This is a genomic window from Mucilaginibacter sp. OK268, from assembly GCF_900103125.1.
Taxonomy (GTDB): Bacteria; Bacteroidota; Bacteroidia; order Sphingobacteriales; family Sphingobacteriaceae; genus Mucilaginibacter.
The window spans coordinates 449,968-465,316 of sequence record NZ_FNJV01000003.1; the positions used below are offsets into that span (position 1 = coordinate 449,968).

Here is a 15,349-nt window from a genome sequence, read left to right on the forward strand (position 1 = left end):
ATCATTTTTAATCAATTAATATATGACTGATATCAAAATCTTAAAAACAGAGGTACTATCAGACAATTGGTACATCCTCCGGAAAATAATTTTTGAAGCTACAAAAAAAGATGGCACGGTACTAAAACTTACCCGCGAAGCATACGACCGGGGCAATGGCGCTACCATACTTTTATATAACCGCGACAATAAAACGGTGATACTGACCAAACAATTCCGGATGGCTACTTACATCAACGGCAATGACAACGGAATGCTGATTGAGTGCTGCGCCGGTTTGCTGGATCAAAACAATGCCGAAGATTGCATCAGGCGGGAAACGGAAGAGGAAACAGGTTACCAGATCAGGAATGTAAAAAAGGTGTTCGAAGCGTATATGTCGCCGGGCTCGGTAACGGAGATCCTTTATTTCTTTGTCGCGGAGTACACTAAAGACATGAAAATAAGCGCTGGCGGCGGACTGGAAGAAGAACACGAAAATATTGAAGTGCTGGAACTGCCATTTGCCACGGCCCTGCAAATGGTGCAAACTGGCGAAATAAAAGATGGCAAAACCATCATGCTTTTACAATACGCACAACTTAATCAGTTAATATCATGAAGAACACACCCTTGGTAATTTTAATTGCAGGCCCGTACCGCTCGGGCACCAACGATGATCCAAACCTGATGGCTCAAAACCTAAAGAAACTGGAAGAAATGGCGCTACCGATATTCAGGGCCGGGCATATTCCGGTAATTGGTGAATGGTTTGCCTTACCCCTGCTGGAGCAAGCGGGTTCAAAACACCCCGGCGATGCTGCCTACGAAGAGATCCTGTATCCCGTAGCCCAGCGTCTGCTTACCAAATGCGACGCAGTTTTAAGGATTCCCGGCGCCTCCAAAGGAGCCGATGAGGATGTACGAATAGCGCAGGAACGTGGCTTGGAGGTTTATTACCGATTGGAAGATATTGTTGGAGCTTAATTATTTTAAGACTTACGAAGTTTAACTCATTCCGTTTAAAACTTCGTAAGTCTTGCTTTCGACGTAATTCTTTTTGACATCTGAAGTCATGCCGAATTTATTTCGGCATCCCACCAGCAAGGTGTACAACCTGGTAGTTAACCTGTCCTGTGGGATCCTGAAACAAGTTCAGGATCCCACATTTCCGTTAACACCCCATCTTATATCATTTCTATATCATCCTTTGCTTTTATATAGGAGATGTTGTAAAAATTCGCTTAGTATTACCATTAGTTACTATCACACAACAACCTTCAAAAGCATGAACACGATACCGGAAATTGCCAATCGCTTGGCTTCATTATGTAATGAGCTTAAATTTGTAGAAGCTTACACCGAATTATACGCTGATAATGCCGTAAGCATTGATCCTAATAATAACAATGAACCGATAACCGGCCTTCATAACCTGCTTGAGCGCGAAAAACAATTTTTAGCCGTTGTAGAGATCCATGACATTAAAGTATCTGAAGCAATTTTTGCAGGGAGTTACTTCAGTGTAATTCTTTCCATGCATTTCACCATTAAGGGCCAGGGCACTAAAATGCTTGAAGAGATCTGCGTTTATAAAGTTGAGAACGGAAAAATTGTTAGTCAGCAGTTTTTTATAGGTTGAAGGAGGGCTGAAAAAACTCTCCTGCGTCATTGTGAGGAGGAACGACGAAGCAATCTCTACATAGGCAGGTCAGCCATAAAAGTTCACTCTGTATAGCATAGAGATTATTAATGTTGTGTTTATTTTATTGGTATTAATGAGCTCCATGCGGTCGGTTGTCTTCGTTCCTCGCAATGACGTTACGTTTCGATATCATTAATTAGTTAAAAAAGCGACAGATTTTCCTATCCTGATTCCTGGCTCTTAATTCTTGATTCTTCCTTCTAAAAAACCTACTTTTGGTGAAAGCAATAACATCAGCCTAAAATGAAGATCGCTCTTTTCCCTGGTTCTTTTGATCCGGTTACCAAAGCCCACGTTGATATTGTAAAACGCTCTGTTGGTTTGTTCGACAAGGTTTATATAGGCATAGGCGCCAACAGCAGCAAACAGGGTCTGCTCAGTATTGAAACCCGCGAGCAGATGCTCCGGGCGGTTTTTAAGCATGATGAGCGGATACATATTGTGGCCTACGAAGGGCTCACCGTAAACTTTTGCAAAAGTATCGGTGCCACCTACATGATCAGGGGTATCCGTACCGTATCTGACTTTGAATACGAAAAAGCCATAGCCCAGATGAACCATGCCCTGGTGCCCGATATTGAAAGCATCTTTATTGTAAGCAAACCGGGTTATTCGTCTATCAGTTCAACCATTGTACGCGAAATTATGCGCCATCATGGCGATGTGGCCCAATTTATCCCCGCAGAGGCATTAGCTTATTTGTAACCAGCTTTTCTTTATGCAATACATCCATAATGGATGGGAAAGTATTTTCAACAATGGGCTCAATGTGTTCTTTTTTAAACCAGCGCACATCGGTAATACCTTCTTCTTTTTGCGGTTTTAGCTTGTCCTTACCTTTGCTATCCATGGCAAACCAATGTGTTTTTTTAAGCACCACCTCGCCCCTGCTAATGTAAACATGGTAAGTTTTGCATATTTTCTCGTTCAGCTTGCTCACTTTTATACCGCATTCTTCTTCCACTTCGCGCACGGCAGCTTCCTTAACTTTCTCGTCCTTCTCTATTTTACCTTTGGGCAGGTCCCATTTATCGTTACGGTAAATAAACAAAAAATCGCCGGCGGTATTCATAACCAAGCCACCCGCAGCCTCAATAAGTGTTATATTTTTAATAACCGATTTTAGGAAAAGCTTGGCATTGCCGCAGGGCACATAGAACAACTTTTTGGGGTTTGCCAGTATCCAGGTGTAAATTATTCTAAGGTCAAATGTCTCTGCGTCAAGCCTTTCATAACTTTCTACGTGCGATGGTTCCGATTCAGTTAGCAGGATAACCTTTTCGTTGATATAAATTCTGTATTTTTGAGCCATGTTTAATAATAATGAGATCGAGCAGCAAGTTGCTGAATTCCTGCTGCAAATTAAAGCAATTAAATTACAACCTAACAATCCTTTTACATGGGCGTCGGGATGGAAATCGCCAATTTATTGTGATAACCGAGTAACACTTTCTCATCCGTCTATCCGTACTTATATCCGTCAGCAATTAACCGTTGCTATACAGGAAAAATTTGGCAGCGTGGGTTGCATAGCCGGTGTAGCAACCGCCGGTATACCACAAGGAGCCCTGGTAGCCCAGGAATTGGGGTTACCTTTTATTTACGTACGTTCCAAACCAAAAGATCATGGAACCGGCAGCCTGATTGAAGGTGATGCCTCCACAACTACCGGCAAACGTGTAGTGGTTATTGAAGATCTGATATCAACCGGCAAAAGTAGTTTACAGGCCGTTGAAGCCTTACGCGCCGCCGGTTTCGAGGTAGCGGGCCTTGCAGCCATATTCAGCTATGGTTTTGATGTAGCCACCGAAAACTTTAAACAAGCCGGTTGCCCCTTCGTTACCCTATCAAACTATAATGCATTGATAAAATATGCCGAAGAGCATCAATATATTATTGACAAAGATGTGGCTATTTTAAAACAATGGCGCGAAAACCCGGCCGCCTGGGGACAGATAGCTTCCAGTTAAGACCGTTGATTTTTTTTGATTCGATGATTTCGTTGATTCTGTCGGAAACCATGATTAACTGATTAAAGGATGGTGATGATTTTTTTGACCTAGTCGTTTCCTAACGTAAAACTTACAACGTATCACGTACAACGTAAAAAAATGAGCACTTTCACCAGCAATATCAGCATTAATAAACCCATCAGTGAGGTTTATGCTTTTTTGGCCGATTTTAACAATCACCAGAAACTGATGCCAGAAAATATACAGGAATGGGTTTCCACCGCCGACGAAGCTCATTTCAGCATCCAGAATATGGCTAAACTGTTCTTAAAGATAGAAAGCCGGGTGCCTGACCAGGAAATTATTATTGTACCGGCAGCTAAACCGCCCTTTGATCTGAAATTAAAATGGTCGCTATCTTTCGATAACGACCATACAGATGTTATTTTTACTATTGATGCAGATCTGAATATGATGATGAAGATGCTTGCCTCGGGACCGCTTCAAAAACTGGCGGATCATGAAACAAATAGCTTAACCGAAATATTGAGTTAAGCGCAGTATCTGCCTATCAATATACTTTTCTTTTCTGTGTATTGTTAATGGCTATTATGATATTGATAATAACCAATGTGATGATTAATGCTCCCATGACTGGTAATATTTAATAATGTATAAACTTGTTGAGTCAAAGGTTGTTCCATTTTCTGTAATTGGTTAATTTATAACTATATAACGCTCAAATGAGCTCTTAGTTTTAAAGTTACCCATAATATGGGCAAATATGTACACGGCAATGTCAATTAAATGTGACGGTATAGCCATTAAAATCCTCAAAACTCCCCATTTAATATCCGCCTGCATACCAAAAAAATGAACTATTTACCGTATTTTTGCGCCAAATTACAGGTGCAGCATGATCACGGTATCCAATCTATCATTACGTTACGGAAAACGAACTTTATTTGAAGACGTTAACCTTAAATTTTCACAGGGCAATTGTTATGGCATTATAGGTGCCAATGGTGCCGGTAAATCAACATTTTTAAAGATCCTTTCGGGCGATATTGACCCTACAAGCGGTTCTGTAGGCTTTACACCTGGCGAGCGTATGGCTGTTTTAAGCCAAAACCACTACGCCTTTGATGAGTTTACAGTTATCGAGACTGTAATGATGGGTTACAAAGAGATGTATGCCGTAATGAAGGAAAAGGACGCCATATACCTGAAAGAAGATTTTACTGATGCCGATGGAGAACGCGCCGGAGAACTGGAAAACCTGTTTGCCGAAATGGATGGCTGGAATGCCGAAAGCAATGCCGCTACCCTATTGAGTAACCTGGGTATTAAAGAAGAATTTCATTACAACCTGGTAAAAGACCTGGACAATACCCAAAAAGTACGTGTATTATTAGCCCAGGCTCTTTTTGGTAAACCTGATATTTTATTGCTGGATGAGCCTACCAATGATCTGGACATCCACACCGTAAGCTGGCTGGAAGACTTTTTAGCATCATATGAAGCTATCGTTTTAGTTGTATCGCACGACAGGCACTTCCTGGATACGGTTTGTACACACGTGGTGGATATCGACTTCTCTAAAATGACCATCTATACCGGTAACTATACCTTCTGGTACGAATCAAGTCAGCTGGCTCTGAAACAACGCTCTGATCAGAATAAAAAGACAGAAGATCGTGTGAAGGAGCTGCAGGAATTTATCCGCCGCTTTAGCGCCAACGCTTCTAAATCAAAACAAGCCACCAGTCGTAAAAAAGCGCTGGATAAGATCAATATCGACGAGATACAGCCCTCAAACCGTAAATACCCTGGAATTATATTCAATAATCTGGGCCGTGAAGCGGGTGACCAGATATTACAGATTGAAAATTTAAGCAAAACCCTTAATGGCGAGCTTTTATTTAACAACATCAGTCTTACGGTAAACAAAGGCGATAAAATTGCTGTACTGTCACAAAACAGTTTAGCAACCACCGCGTTTTATAATATTTTAACTGGCAGGGATACCGACTTTAAAGGCTCATTTAAATGGGGCGTTACCATTAATCCGGCCGACATTCCTATCGATAATGCCGAATACTTTAAAGGCAAGGATGATAACCTGATAGACTGGCTGCGCGAATACTCACCGGGCGAAAAGGATGACCAGTTTATCCGCGGCTTTTTGGGCCGGATGCTATTCTCAGGCGAAGAGGTATTGAAAAAAAGCAATGTACTTTCTGGTGGCGAGAAAATGCGCTGCATGTTTAGCCGTATGATGCTACAACAAGCCAATTTGCTGATGTTTGACGAACCTACCAACCACCTCGACCTGGAATCGATCACAGCGCTTAATAATGGCATGAAAGACTTCAGGGGCACTATCCTGTTCACCTCACGAGATCATGAACTGGTTGAAACCGTGGCCAACCGCATATTTGAACTAACACCAGGTGGCTATATAGATAAGCTGATGACCTACGACGAATATATCAACAGCGATGTTGTAGAAAAACAAAGGAGCGACCTATACGCTTTGGCGTAACTAATTGGCAGGTAAATAGTCATATGGGTATGAAAAATTTAGCACTTTTTACCCTATTCAGCATTTGGGTCCTATTTGCCCATGCCCAGGTAGTTGATGGTGTGGTTAAAGATGCCAAAACCAATTTGCCCTTACCTTATGTAAATGTGGGTATTGTTAATAAAGGTGTAGGTACCGTTACAGATAATGCCGGCCGCTTCAAGCTTAATTTAACAGGCCACAATACCGATAGTCTGAAACTATCTATGATAGGCTACCAATCGCTCACCTACCGGGTGGCCGGTTTTATTAAGGATATAGAAGCTCATAAAACACTGCTGTTACAGCCAACTGTTACCCAGCTAAAAGAAGTAAAGGTTAACAACCATAAATGGAAACAGGTAGTATTAGGAAATACCTCACAATCTAAATCCACCAACGCGGGTTTCACCGACAACAAACTTGGATATGAGATAGGCGCCATTATCAAGATCAAAAAGTCGCCTACTTTTATAAAGCAATTTAACGCCAATATAGCAACCGAAGTAACCGATTCCGTAAAACTTCGCCTTAACTTTTACAGTGTTAAAGACGGCATGCCCGATCAGCTGTTGCAAAATGAAAACATATTTGTGACCGTTAAAAAAGGCCAGCAAAGGATAAGTGTAAACCTTGAACCCTTTAACATAGTTGCCGACGACAAATTTTATGTAAGTCTGGAGTGGATACAAAATGCAGATGGGCATGGCGTAATGTTTTCTGCAAGTTTCTTAGGTGGCTCCATCATCTCGCGCGAAACCAGTCAGGCAAAATGGGAAAAGGTAGGAATAGCAGGTATTGGCTTCAATGTACTGGCCGAATATTAATTTTTTACCTAACACCTCAATGTTAAGCGGAACAGTATTAAGGTATTCATCAAAAAAATATCCAAAATCAAATATCCTGAACCTAAAATCAAAAATAAATCAGCATATTTGCAACCCTAATAAAAAATGACTTGGTAGCTCAGCCGGTAGAGCAACTGACTCTTAATCAGTGGGTCGAGAGTTCGATCCTCTCCCAGGTCACAAAAGCACGGTAGTACCCGGTATTACTGTGCTTTTTTTGTGCCAAATAATTTACGGATATTTTTTATGGCCTTTTCAATGAGTGTAAGTTCGGGTTTCACGGTGTCGAAAAAGTATGCGCTGAATTTTATATCCTTATCTTCCTTTAATAGCTTTTCTGCCATTCCAATAGGGTTGAAGCTTTCCGATTTCTTAACCAGTTCGTTAAATGTAATTTTAATCTTTTCCGAACTCATAATTAATTGGTCGACGTTTATATTTGCGAGTTTTAAGCTCCCGATATAGCCGAAATCGGCCATTTTAAAACTATATCCTGCCCATTTACTTTGACACTGTTCCCACAAACCAAATTCACTATTGTCAATTACAATAGCCTTATGTATCAAATCAATTATCAAGGTTGCAAATGCATTATCTTCTTCTTCTTTTGGTAACGGATGTTCGTTTTTACTTAATAAAATGTCTACAACTCCCTGACCATAGTTTAATATGCCAGCTACGCTAACTCCTCCCAATTACGTGATATGCGTTTTGGCTACAGTTTTTATAATGATTATTGTATTACCAAATTCGCTAACCTCATCATTTATAATGTCATCTTCAGTATTTATCGATAAAGGAAATTGTTTTTGTTGTGAAATATAATCAATATTTAAAATCTGTTCGATGTCGTACATTTTGTTGTAAAGCAAATTTACAGACCAGTTTTTCCATTTGCCCCGAAGCTCTTTTAAATAAAACTCAGTGGCTGATGTTGTACCAAATTCTAAACTCCAAAAGTGAAGTGATTTTTTATCGATATTTATAACTACACATCCTTCTATCCAAACTTCATCCAGTAAAACATTCACCAATTTACATGATCTTACGAAATCTATGAAACGCTTCTCTCCAAGATAAAGATCGGAGGTTATGCAATTAGCCCTCCAATGATTATAATGAATAGCCTGTTGGGAGTTTTCAATAAGTATGTAATCTGCTCTTTGTCCCATCTAAATATTATATGTTCTTTAAAGCTACAATTTTCTTACAATCATCTATAAAAGAGTTCGATATCTGTGCTTTATCGGTCACGAAATTTCAAAAACCGCTTCTAATAACAATAGAGGCGGTTTTTTGTTTTTAAGCTATTTTCAAATATTCCTTTCTGCACGATAGAGGCACTTTTTGAGTTCGAGCCTCGTTGGGTTAAACCAATGGGACAGATGCGTAAAATCGTTTTCTGCTCAATTTTTTTTACAATTTATTGTTAATCAGATAGATAATATTAACACCTCCATAAAAAGATTTAGTTGACTTAATTCAGAAAGCGGTCTTTAAATTTATTTGGAGTGGTACCTACTTCTTTTTTAAACAGTTTCGAAAAATAGCTTGGATTGTCAAAACCAAGCGACGACGAGATCTCCGAAATATTCATATCGCCATCCGTTAACATATTTTTTGCTTCGCCGATCAAAAAAAGGTGAATAAGTTCTAACGCTGTTTTTCCTGTTTCTTCTTTAAGCAGATCAGTTAAATAACGGGGTGATATATGCATCTTTTCTGCCAGGGAAGCTACAGTAGGTAGCCCGGTATTATTCAATTTTCTTTCTTCGAAATTTGCAGCGAGTAAAGCATTGAACCTGGTAACCGTCGCGCCGATCAATTCAGTCCGATGAATAAATTGTCTTTTATAAAACCGCTGCGCATATTTTAGCATGGAATCAATATGACTGATAATGATCGCTTTGCTATGTTCATCTGTATTATTATTATATTCCTTTTCTATGCTGAAATACAGGTTCCAGATAATATTTTCTTCAGCTGGAGAAAGGTGCAGTGCCTCATTCACCTCGTAGTCAAAATAACTGTATTTTTTAATTTCATTATAGAGCGGCGTTCCAGGTAAAAAGTCCTCATGGATGATGATTAAAAACCCCTTTTCCTCTAACTCCATATTTTGGAAAAATACTTTCTGCTGCGGTTTGATAAATGACATGGAGCCAAGGTCATGGTCATACTTGGTTTTTCCGTAAAGCATTTGCCCCGATTTTAGCTTTTTGAATCCAATGATGTAAAATGCTGAAGTAAATTCAAGTTCGCTGATGGCGGTGCAATTATCCCGTTCACCGTAAGCCACACTGAAAAGTGGGTGCTCAGGCGGCTTGACACCCAGAACTTCATGCAGGTCGCTGATTTTATTAAAATGCTTCATATTGTTTGCCATTATAAAAACGGGACCGGGCAAATCCGGATCCCGTTCCTGTTACTTTTCTTAACCATGTGCTGCCACAGAAACATCCTGCCATGATTCCCATGTTTTCAGGCGTTCTTCATAAGTGTATTTTACCCAGGGGTAAGTAGTTTTACCCAATAGCAATCGTAACGGCGGATTTTCCGAATCCACCAAGCTAAGAAGAGCTTTGGCAGTTGCTGCAGGGTTACCGGAATCTTGTTCACCAGCGAGTTCATAAAAATCTTTTCTTATGCCATCGTAAGCCGGTATCGATTCACTTAATGCAAGGGAATTGGTACCGAAGAAATCAGTAGAGAAACCACCCGGTTCCAGTATGGTTACTTTAATGCCAAAACCACTTACTTCGCCAGCCAATGTTTCAGTAAGACCTTCAACTGCGAACTTGGATGCACTATACAATCCCATTAATGATACCGTATTCAAGCCCAGAGCACTTGAAAGTTGAATGATTTGCCCTGATTTTTGCTGACGCATGATGGGCACAACCGCTTGTATAGTCCATAATGAACCCAATACATTAGTTTCAAACTGCGCCCTAACATCTTGCTCGTTTAGCTCCTCTACAGCTCCAATGTGCCCGTAACCTGCATTATTTATTAATACATCGATGCCGCCAAAGTGAGTTTTTGCAGTTTCAATCACTTCAAAACTTGCTTTTTTGTCAGTAACATCAAGTTTTAGTACCAATAGATTTGAAGAAAATTCTTTTGTAAGTTCGGTTAATGCTTCAGGGTTACGAACAGCCGCAACTACATTATCGCCACGTTGTAAAAACGCTTCAGCCCAAATCCTGCCGAATCCGTGGGATGCGCCCGTTATAAAAATTGTTTTTGCCATTATCTTATTTTTAATATTTATAAGGACAAAGTTCCGCCAATTTAATACAGCTATTCTGATTCAAAAGTAGGCAATAATGAAACGTTTTTACGAAATGTAAGTATGGGGGCAACTTAAGCTAATCATTATTCCCGTTCCGTCACTTTTTTACGGTGATTCACCCCCCAGTCTTTCAAGGAATAAATGATGGGCGTCAGCGTATCAGCATATTGAGCCAATTGATAGGAGGTCTTCACCGGGTAACCATCGATCACGGTCCTGATAACCAAACGGTGCTGTTCCAGGTCTTTCAGTTCTTTTGCCAAAACTTTGGGCGTAATACCGGGGATACTTTCCTGTATATCGGTGAACCGATCGTTTCCAACACCTACAGAAATGATAATGGGTAGTTTCCATTTACCATTAATCACGTCGAGTGCATCCCTCACGGGCTTTATCGTTTCGATGCAATCACAATGTGCTTTTTTTGCTGCCATAAAACCTCATTTAAAACAATTTCACTTTCCTTTGGGAAAGCACTATACAAAAGAAAGTACAAATTCGCCAATTTTGCAAAAGAATTTATTGAGAATTTAAAACAAGCGTAATGAAAATAGGAATTATAGGTACCGGAGCAATTGGCGGCATCATCACAAAGAAATTAGCTGTAACCGGTCACGAGGTAAAGGTTTACAGCTCAGGAGGTCAGCAAAAATTGGAAGAAAGGGCTCGGGAACTGGGCGTTATACCATCCACCAAAGACCAGATCATAGTGGATGTCGAGGTGCTTATCGTATCCATTCCCACAATAGCTATCCCGGAATTATCAGATCTTATCGCAAAAGTTTCTGATAAAGTGATCGTGATCGACACATCGAACTATTACCCGTTTCGCGATGGTGATATCGAAGACTTGAAGAATGGCAAAGTCGAAAGTGTATGGGTTTCAGAAACTCTGGATAGACCGGTGATCAAAGCTTTTAACAATTTACTAGCGCATAGCCTTGAATATGGTGGCAAGCCTCAAGGTGCCAAAGACCGTATCGCGATGGCCGTTTCAGGTGACGATGCCGAAGCTAAAAGGATAGTTTCAGCTTTGGTCAACGATGCGGGGTTCGACGCTGTGGATGCTGGTACCCTTGCAAACTCCTGGAGACACCAGCCAGGCACTCCTGCTTATTGTACAGAACTGGCTGTGGCAGAACTTAAGCAAGCTCTTGCCGATGGTGAAAAACAAGAAGCTGCACATCTGCGGGACTATGTTATCGGGAAATTTATTAAATTTTCAACACCGCCCACACATGAAGAAGTCGTGGTGCTTAACCGTTCATTGTTTCCTAAAAACCCTAAGGCGCATTGATCAACAAGGAGGGATAACCATCGGATTATCGAATTCCGGGCAGAACTATGATCCAGATAATGGTTTATGTTTTAACTAAACATTATGATGCCCAAAAGCCCCAACGTCAATCGGCCCTTAGAGCGTGTTAATAGTGTTCACAGTCCGTTTTTAACGCTACAATTTTCTTACAATCCTCAATAAAGGTGTTCGACATTTGTACTTTATCGCACTTAAGGAGACAACACCTATATGTTGTCTCCTTTTTTCATACCAATAGAAATCTGTTAACAGATAGTTACAACGAGGACTTTTGTAGTTCGATTTTAGCAGAGAAACTCCTGAACTGTTAAAGGGTAATGGTTTAAAAAGTGTACCAGAAATGCAATTAACCTATTTTTTTGTAGTTCGATTTCTCGTTAAGGTTTACCATCTTTGCACATAATTCAATATTCCCATACTGTGATAAATGTAAATAACATTTCCGTTTCATTTGGCGGAACCACGCTCTTTAGTGATGTAACCTTCTCAATAAACGAGAACGACAAAATAGCCCTGATGGGCAAGAATGGTGCCGGTAAATCTACCATCCTCAAGATAATTGCCGATGTAGCCAAGCCAACTACCGGTAGCGTAACCGGTCCTAAGGACGCGGTAATAGCCTATTTGCCACAGCATTTACTCACCCAGGATAAGGTTACCGTTTTTGAAGAAACGATGAAAGCATTTGAAGAAGCGAACCAAATGCAAAAGGAGCTTGATGAGCTAAATGAACAGCTCAACATTCGTACAGATTACGAAACTGATGATTACATGAAGCTGATCGAGCGGGTATCAGAACTGAGCGAGAAGGTTTATACGGTAGAGGTCACCAACTATGATGCTGAAGTAGAAAAAGTCCTAAAAGGGCTGGGTTTTGATCGTAAAGACTTTGGCCGGCAAACTTCTGAATTTTCGGGTGGTTGGCGCATGCGTATTGAGCTGGCCAAAATTTTGTTAAAAAAGCCAGATCTTATTTTACTTGATGAGCCCACCAATCACATGGATATCGAGAGTATACAGTGGTTAGAAGACTTTCTGATCAACTCAGCAAAGGCTGTGATGGTTATCTCGCATGATCGTGCTTTTGTAGATAACATCACCAATCGTACTATAGAAGTTACCATGGGCAGGATATACGATTATAAAGCCAAATACACTCATTATCTCCAGTTGCGTGCCGACCGCCGCGTGCATCAATTGAAAGCTTACGAGGAGCAGCAACGCTTTATTGCAGATAATCAGGAATTTATAGACCGTTTCAGGGGAACTTACTCCAAAACTTTGCAGGTACAATCGCGCGTAAAAATGTTGGAAAAGCTTGAAGTTATCGAGATAGATGAAGTGGATACTTCGGCATTACGATTAAAATTCCCACCTTCACCACGTTCGGGTCAATATCCGGTAATGGTAGAAGACCTGACCAAAACATACGGAGATCACGTCGTATTCAAAAACGCATCTATGGTGATCGAACGAGGAGAAAAGGTAGCTTTTGTGGGTAAAAATGGTGAAGGTAAGTCTACCATGATCAAAGCCATTATGAACGAGATCGATTTTGAAGGGAGTTTGAAAGTAGGTCACAATTCCAAGATCGGGTATTTTGCCCAGAACCAGGCCGCATTGCTGGATGGGAATTTAACCGTATTTGAAACCATTGACCAGATTCCGTTAAGTGATGGCACGGTTAAGATCAAGGATCTTTTAGGTGCGTTTATGTTCAGCGGTGATGATACCACAAAAAAGGTAAAGGTACTTTCTGGAGGAGAGAAAACCCGTTTAGCCATGATCAAGTTGTTGTTAGAACCCGTGAATTTGTTAATACTGGATGAGCCCACCAACCATTTGGATATGAAGACCAAAGACATTATCAAAGATGCGCTTAGGGATTTTGATGGCACTTTGATCCTGGTATCTCATGATAGGGATTTCCTGGACGGACTGGTGAAAAAAGTATTTGAGTTTGGTAATAAACGGGTACGCGAGCACTTTGAAGATATCAAAGGTTTTTTAGCCTACAAAAAGATGGACAGTTTAAAAGAGATCGAACAAAGTTAATCATTGGTTCTAAATAAGATTTAATTCTTTTGGTACGTTATTATACAATAATCCGATCTTCAAATTATTGAGGACAATTTCTTCAAATCATCTATAAAGGTGTTCGAGAACTGCGGTCGGACCGTCACAGGAAAAGTTTAGGTACTACCGAACTTTACTGTAATAATTTAAAAAAACCTCTCTACGATGATGTATAGAGGTTTTTTTGCTTCTTCAGTTTTTGGTTCAGTTCAACCCCGCCGAAGGCAAAACCTAAGCGATAACTGGCCATTATCTAATCCATTTTATAAATCCTTGCTTTTAGATATTGGATTATAGGTTCTATAAGCCGTAAAAGGCCTTCTAAATGTTGAAAGTATTTCCGCTCAGGAATTCGGAAAAAAGTTAAGTAGCCCTAACTTTACTGTAAAACTTAAAAAACTCTTTACATTACCCTGAGCGTTTTTATTTCCTTATATACTAATTAAAAAGCAATTAGAAATTTCAGATAATAAATATTCGGTCACTTACCGATCAATTAATTGAATTCCGGTATTCATTGGGTGAATGCCCAACATGCTGTTTGAAGAAACGGGTAAAATGTGAGGGGTACCTGAAGCCAAGCTTATAAGCCACCTCGCTTACTGATTTCCTTATATCGAGTATCTGTTCTTTCGCTGCATCAATCAGTTTTAGCTGTATGTACTCCTGCGCTGATTTTCCAGTTTCTTTTTTCACCAGGTCTCCAAAATACTTTGGAGACAGATTTAGCTGATCTGCACAATACGAAACGGAAGGCAATCCCAGGTTTTGCAGCTTTTCCGACTGGAAGTAATCGTTCAGTAATCCCTCAAATCCAGTCAATACATCTTTATGAATATGTTCTCTTGTGAGAAACTGCCGGTCATAAAATCGAACGGAATAATTCAGGAACATTTCGATATTACTTACGATCAAAGTCCTGCTGTGCTTATCAATTGGGTGAGCTAATTCATATCGGATCTTATTAAAACACTCCAGCACTATTTCTCTTTCTGCATCCGAAACGTGAAGGGCTTCATTGACATCATAAGAGAAAAAGCTGTATTCGTTGATGCATTTACCAAGATGGGTTCCACGGATCAAATCGGGATGAAAGAATAATCCCCAGCCTGTCGGCTGTATCGTGTTTTCACTTTCATCAAAACCAAACACTTGTCCGGGTGCAATAAAAAGAAGTGTCCCCTCTTCGTAATCATAATGACTACGGCCATATTTTACCTCCCCGCACTTCTCGTCTTTTAAAAAGATCATGTATACGTCCGAAATATAACGTGCCTCTTTTACGGGTTTCGACAGTGACTGGTCAAGAACACTAACTAATGGATGCAAGGTCTTTTGCCCCCGGTCGTTATTGATCTGGGTCACACTTTCAATTCTGAGGGGATTTCCCATGACTTCGGTTATTTGAAGTGAAATTAGATTAAGTATTGCAAACAATCTTACAGAAATACTCCTGAACAGAAATAATGGTAAGAGAAACAGGAATCTGTATAACGATCTGATGCAAAAGTATAAAGAAATTCGCCCCTTAGAATATTCTATCGAATCATTTGACATAGCTCTGCAAATAACTGTAAAAACGACAAATATTAGTACAATTTAACCCATTATAC

At 40.2% G+C, this 15,349-nt stretch carries 17 protein-coding genes and 1 tRNA gene; 11 read left to right on the top strand and 7 right to left on the bottom strand.

Annotated elements, in window-relative coordinates:
• Nucleotides 1–22 precede the first annotated feature (22 nt).
• From nudK to coaD, 4 genes are all read left to right on the top strand, one after another.
• Nucleotides 23–601: a GDP-mannose pyrophosphatase NudK gene (gene nudK, locus BLR84_RS12360; protein WP_090468336.1), complete on the top strand. Its 579-nt coding sequence runs from the start codon at nt 23–25 to the stop codon at nt 599–601.
• Nucleotides 598–966, top strand: a complete 369-nt coding sequence (locus tag BLR84_RS12365; RefSeq protein ID WP_255366925.1) for a DUF4406 domain-containing protein — start codon at nt 598–600, stop codon at nt 964–966. Before nudK ends, BLR84_RS12365 begins: the two co-directional genes overlap by 4 nt.
• Before the next feature lie 301 nt (nt 967–1,267).
• The gene (locus BLR84_RS12370) at nt 1,268–1,621 is read left to right on the top strand and encodes a nuclear transport factor 2 family protein (RefSeq protein WP_090468338.1); all 354 of its coding nucleotides are present in this window, start codon (nt 1,268–1,270) and stop codon (nt 1,619–1,621) included.
• A gap of 306 nt (nt 1,622–1,927) precedes the next feature.
• Nucleotides 1,928–2,389: a pantetheine-phosphate adenylyltransferase gene (coaD, locus tag BLR84_RS12375; RefSeq protein ID WP_090468340.1), complete on the top strand. Its 462-nt coding sequence runs from the start codon at nt 1,928–1,930 to the stop codon at nt 2,387–2,389.
• Here the strand turns inward: coaD and BLR84_RS12380 are convergent.
• Nucleotides 2,358–2,996, bottom strand: coding sequence for an NUDIX hydrolase (locus BLR84_RS12380; protein WP_090468341.1), 639 nt, complete (start codon nt 2,994–2,996; stop codon nt 2,358–2,360). The two genes, coaD and BLR84_RS12380, sit on opposite strands and share 32 nt — an antisense overlap.
• On the opposite strand from BLR84_RS12380, the gene pyrE reads away from it, so the two are divergent.
• The 5 genes from pyrE (at nt 2,995) to BLR84_RS12405 (ending at nt 7,227) form a co-directional block, all read left to right on the top strand.
• Complete coding sequence (gene pyrE, locus BLR84_RS12385) at nt 2,995–3,654, top strand: orotate phosphoribosyltransferase (RefSeq protein WP_090468343.1); 660 nt, start codon at nt 2,995–2,997, stop codon at nt 3,652–3,654. The genes BLR84_RS12380 and pyrE overlap by 2 nt on opposite strands.
• A gap of 141 nt (nt 3,655–3,795) precedes the next feature.
• On the top strand, nt 3,796–4,191 hold the full coding sequence (locus BLR84_RS12390; RefSeq protein ID WP_090468344.1) for an SRPBCC family protein: 396 nt from the start codon (nt 3,796–3,798) through the stop codon (nt 4,189–4,191).
• Between the two features lie 361 nt (nt 4,192–4,552).
• On the top strand, nt 4,553–6,181 hold the full coding sequence (locus BLR84_RS12395) for an ABC-F family ATP-binding cassette domain-containing protein (protein WP_090468345.1): 1,629 nt from the start codon (nt 4,553–4,555) through the stop codon (nt 6,179–6,181).
• 29 nt (nt 6,182–6,210) lie between these two features.
• On the top strand, nt 6,211–7,026 hold the full coding sequence (locus BLR84_RS12400) for a carboxypeptidase-like regulatory domain-containing protein (protein WP_176852045.1): 816 nt from the start codon (nt 6,211–6,213) through the stop codon (nt 7,024–7,026).
• Nucleotides 7,027–7,154: 128 nt separating this feature from the next.
• Nucleotides 7,155–7,227 (top strand) — tRNA-Lys (locus tag BLR84_RS12405).
• A 23-nt stretch (nt 7,228–7,250) separates the two neighbouring features.
• Here BLR84_RS12405 and BLR84_RS12410 read toward each other — a convergent pair.
• From BLR84_RS12410 to BLR84_RS12430, 5 genes are all read right to left on the bottom strand, one after another.
• Nucleotides 7,251–7,742, bottom strand: a complete 492-nt coding sequence (locus tag BLR84_RS12410) for a hypothetical protein (protein WP_090468349.1) — start codon at nt 7,740–7,742, stop codon at nt 7,251–7,253.
• Entirely contained in the window at nt 7,743–8,219 is a 477-nt protein-coding gene (locus BLR84_RS12415) for a hypothetical protein (RefSeq protein WP_090468350.1), read from the bottom strand.
• 305 nt (nt 8,220–8,524) lie between these two features.
• Nucleotides 8,525–9,421, bottom strand: a complete 897-nt coding sequence (locus BLR84_RS12420; RefSeq protein ID WP_090469260.1) for a helix-turn-helix domain-containing protein — start codon at nt 9,419–9,421, stop codon at nt 8,525–8,527.
• Between the two features lie 60 nt (nt 9,422–9,481).
• Nucleotides 9,482–10,300 carry an SDR family NAD(P)-dependent oxidoreductase gene (locus BLR84_RS12425; protein WP_090468352.1) on the bottom strand — a complete coding sequence of 273 codons (819 nt, stop codon included), beginning with the start codon at nt 10,298–10,300 and terminating at the stop codon, nt 9,482–9,484.
• A 125-nt stretch (nt 10,301–10,425) separates the two neighbouring features.
• Nucleotides 10,426–10,776, bottom strand: coding sequence for a winged helix-turn-helix transcriptional regulator (locus BLR84_RS12430; RefSeq protein WP_090468353.1), 351 nt, complete (start codon nt 10,774–10,776; stop codon nt 10,426–10,428).
• Nucleotides 10,777–10,886: 110 nt separating this feature from the next.
• Here BLR84_RS12430 and BLR84_RS12435 point away from each other — a divergent pair, with 110 nt between their 5' ends.
• Nucleotides 10,887–11,639, top strand: a complete 753-nt coding sequence (locus tag BLR84_RS12435) for an NADPH-dependent F420 reductase (protein ID WP_090468355.1) — start codon at nt 10,887–10,889, stop codon at nt 11,637–11,639.
• A 441-nt stretch (nt 11,640–12,080) separates the two neighbouring features.
• The gene (locus BLR84_RS12440; protein WP_090468357.1) at nt 12,081–13,715 is read left to right on the top strand and encodes an ABC-F family ATP-binding cassette domain-containing protein; all 1,635 of its coding nucleotides are present in this window, start codon (nt 12,081–12,083) and stop codon (nt 13,713–13,715) included.
• Nucleotides 13,716–14,228: 513 nt separating this feature from the next.
• Here the strand turns inward: BLR84_RS12440 and BLR84_RS12445 are convergent.
• On the bottom strand, nt 14,229–15,128 hold the full coding sequence (locus BLR84_RS12445; RefSeq protein WP_090468359.1) for a helix-turn-helix domain-containing protein: 900 nt from the start codon (nt 15,126–15,128) through the stop codon (nt 14,229–14,231).
• Nucleotides 15,129–15,349 lie beyond the last annotated feature (221 nt).

Coding starts and splice junctions, on each gene's coding strand:
- BLR84_RS12415 (WP_090468350.1), bottom strand. CDS start 8,219: ATGGGACAAAGAGCAGATTACATACTTATTGAAAACTCCCAACAGGCT.
- BLR84_RS12420 (WP_090469260.1), bottom strand. CDS start 9,421: ATGAAGCATTTTAATAAAATCAGCGACCTGCATGAAGTTCTGGGTGTC.
- BLR84_RS12370 (WP_090468338.1), top strand. CDS start 1,268: ATGAACACGATACCGGAAATTGCCAATCGCTTGGCTTCATTATGTAAT.
- BLR84_RS12365 (WP_255366925.1), top strand. CDS start 598: ATGAAGAACACACCCTTGGTAATTTTAATTGCAGGCCCGTACCGCTCG.
- BLR84_RS12390 (WP_090468344.1), top strand. CDS start 3,796: ATGAGCACTTTCACCAGCAATATCAGCATTAATAAACCCATCAGTGAG.
- BLR84_RS12435 (WP_090468355.1), top strand. CDS start 10,887: ATGAAAATAGGAATTATAGGTACCGGAGCAATTGGCGGCATCATCACA.
- coaD (WP_090468340.1), top strand. CDS start 1,928: ATGAAGATCGCTCTTTTCCCTGGTTCTTTTGATCCGGTTACCAAAGCC.
- nudK (WP_090468336.1), top strand. CDS start 23: ATGACTGATATCAAAATCTTAAAAACAGAGGTACTATCAGACAATTGG.
- BLR84_RS12430 (WP_090468353.1), bottom strand. CDS start 10,776: ATGGCAGCAAAAAAAGCACATTGTGATTGCATCGAAACGATAAAGCCC.
- pyrE (WP_090468343.1), top strand. CDS start 2,995: ATGTTTAATAATAATGAGATCGAGCAGCAAGTTGCTGAATTCCTGCTG.
- BLR84_RS12445 (WP_090468359.1), bottom strand. CDS start 15,128: ATGGGAAATCCCCTCAGAATTGAAAGTGTGACCCAGATCAATAACGAC.
- BLR84_RS12395 (WP_090468345.1), top strand. CDS start 4,553: ATGATCACGGTATCCAATCTATCATTACGTTACGGAAAACGAACTTTA.
- BLR84_RS12425 (WP_090468352.1), bottom strand. CDS start 10,300: ATGGCAAAAACAATTTTTATAACGGGCGCATCCCACGGATTCGGCAGG.
- BLR84_RS12400 (WP_176852045.1), top strand. CDS start 6,211: ATGAAAAATTTAGCACTTTTTACCCTATTCAGCATTTGGGTCCTATTT.
- BLR84_RS12380 (WP_090468341.1), bottom strand. CDS start 2,996: ATGGCTCAAAAATACAGAATTTATATCAACGAAAAGGTTATCCTGCTA.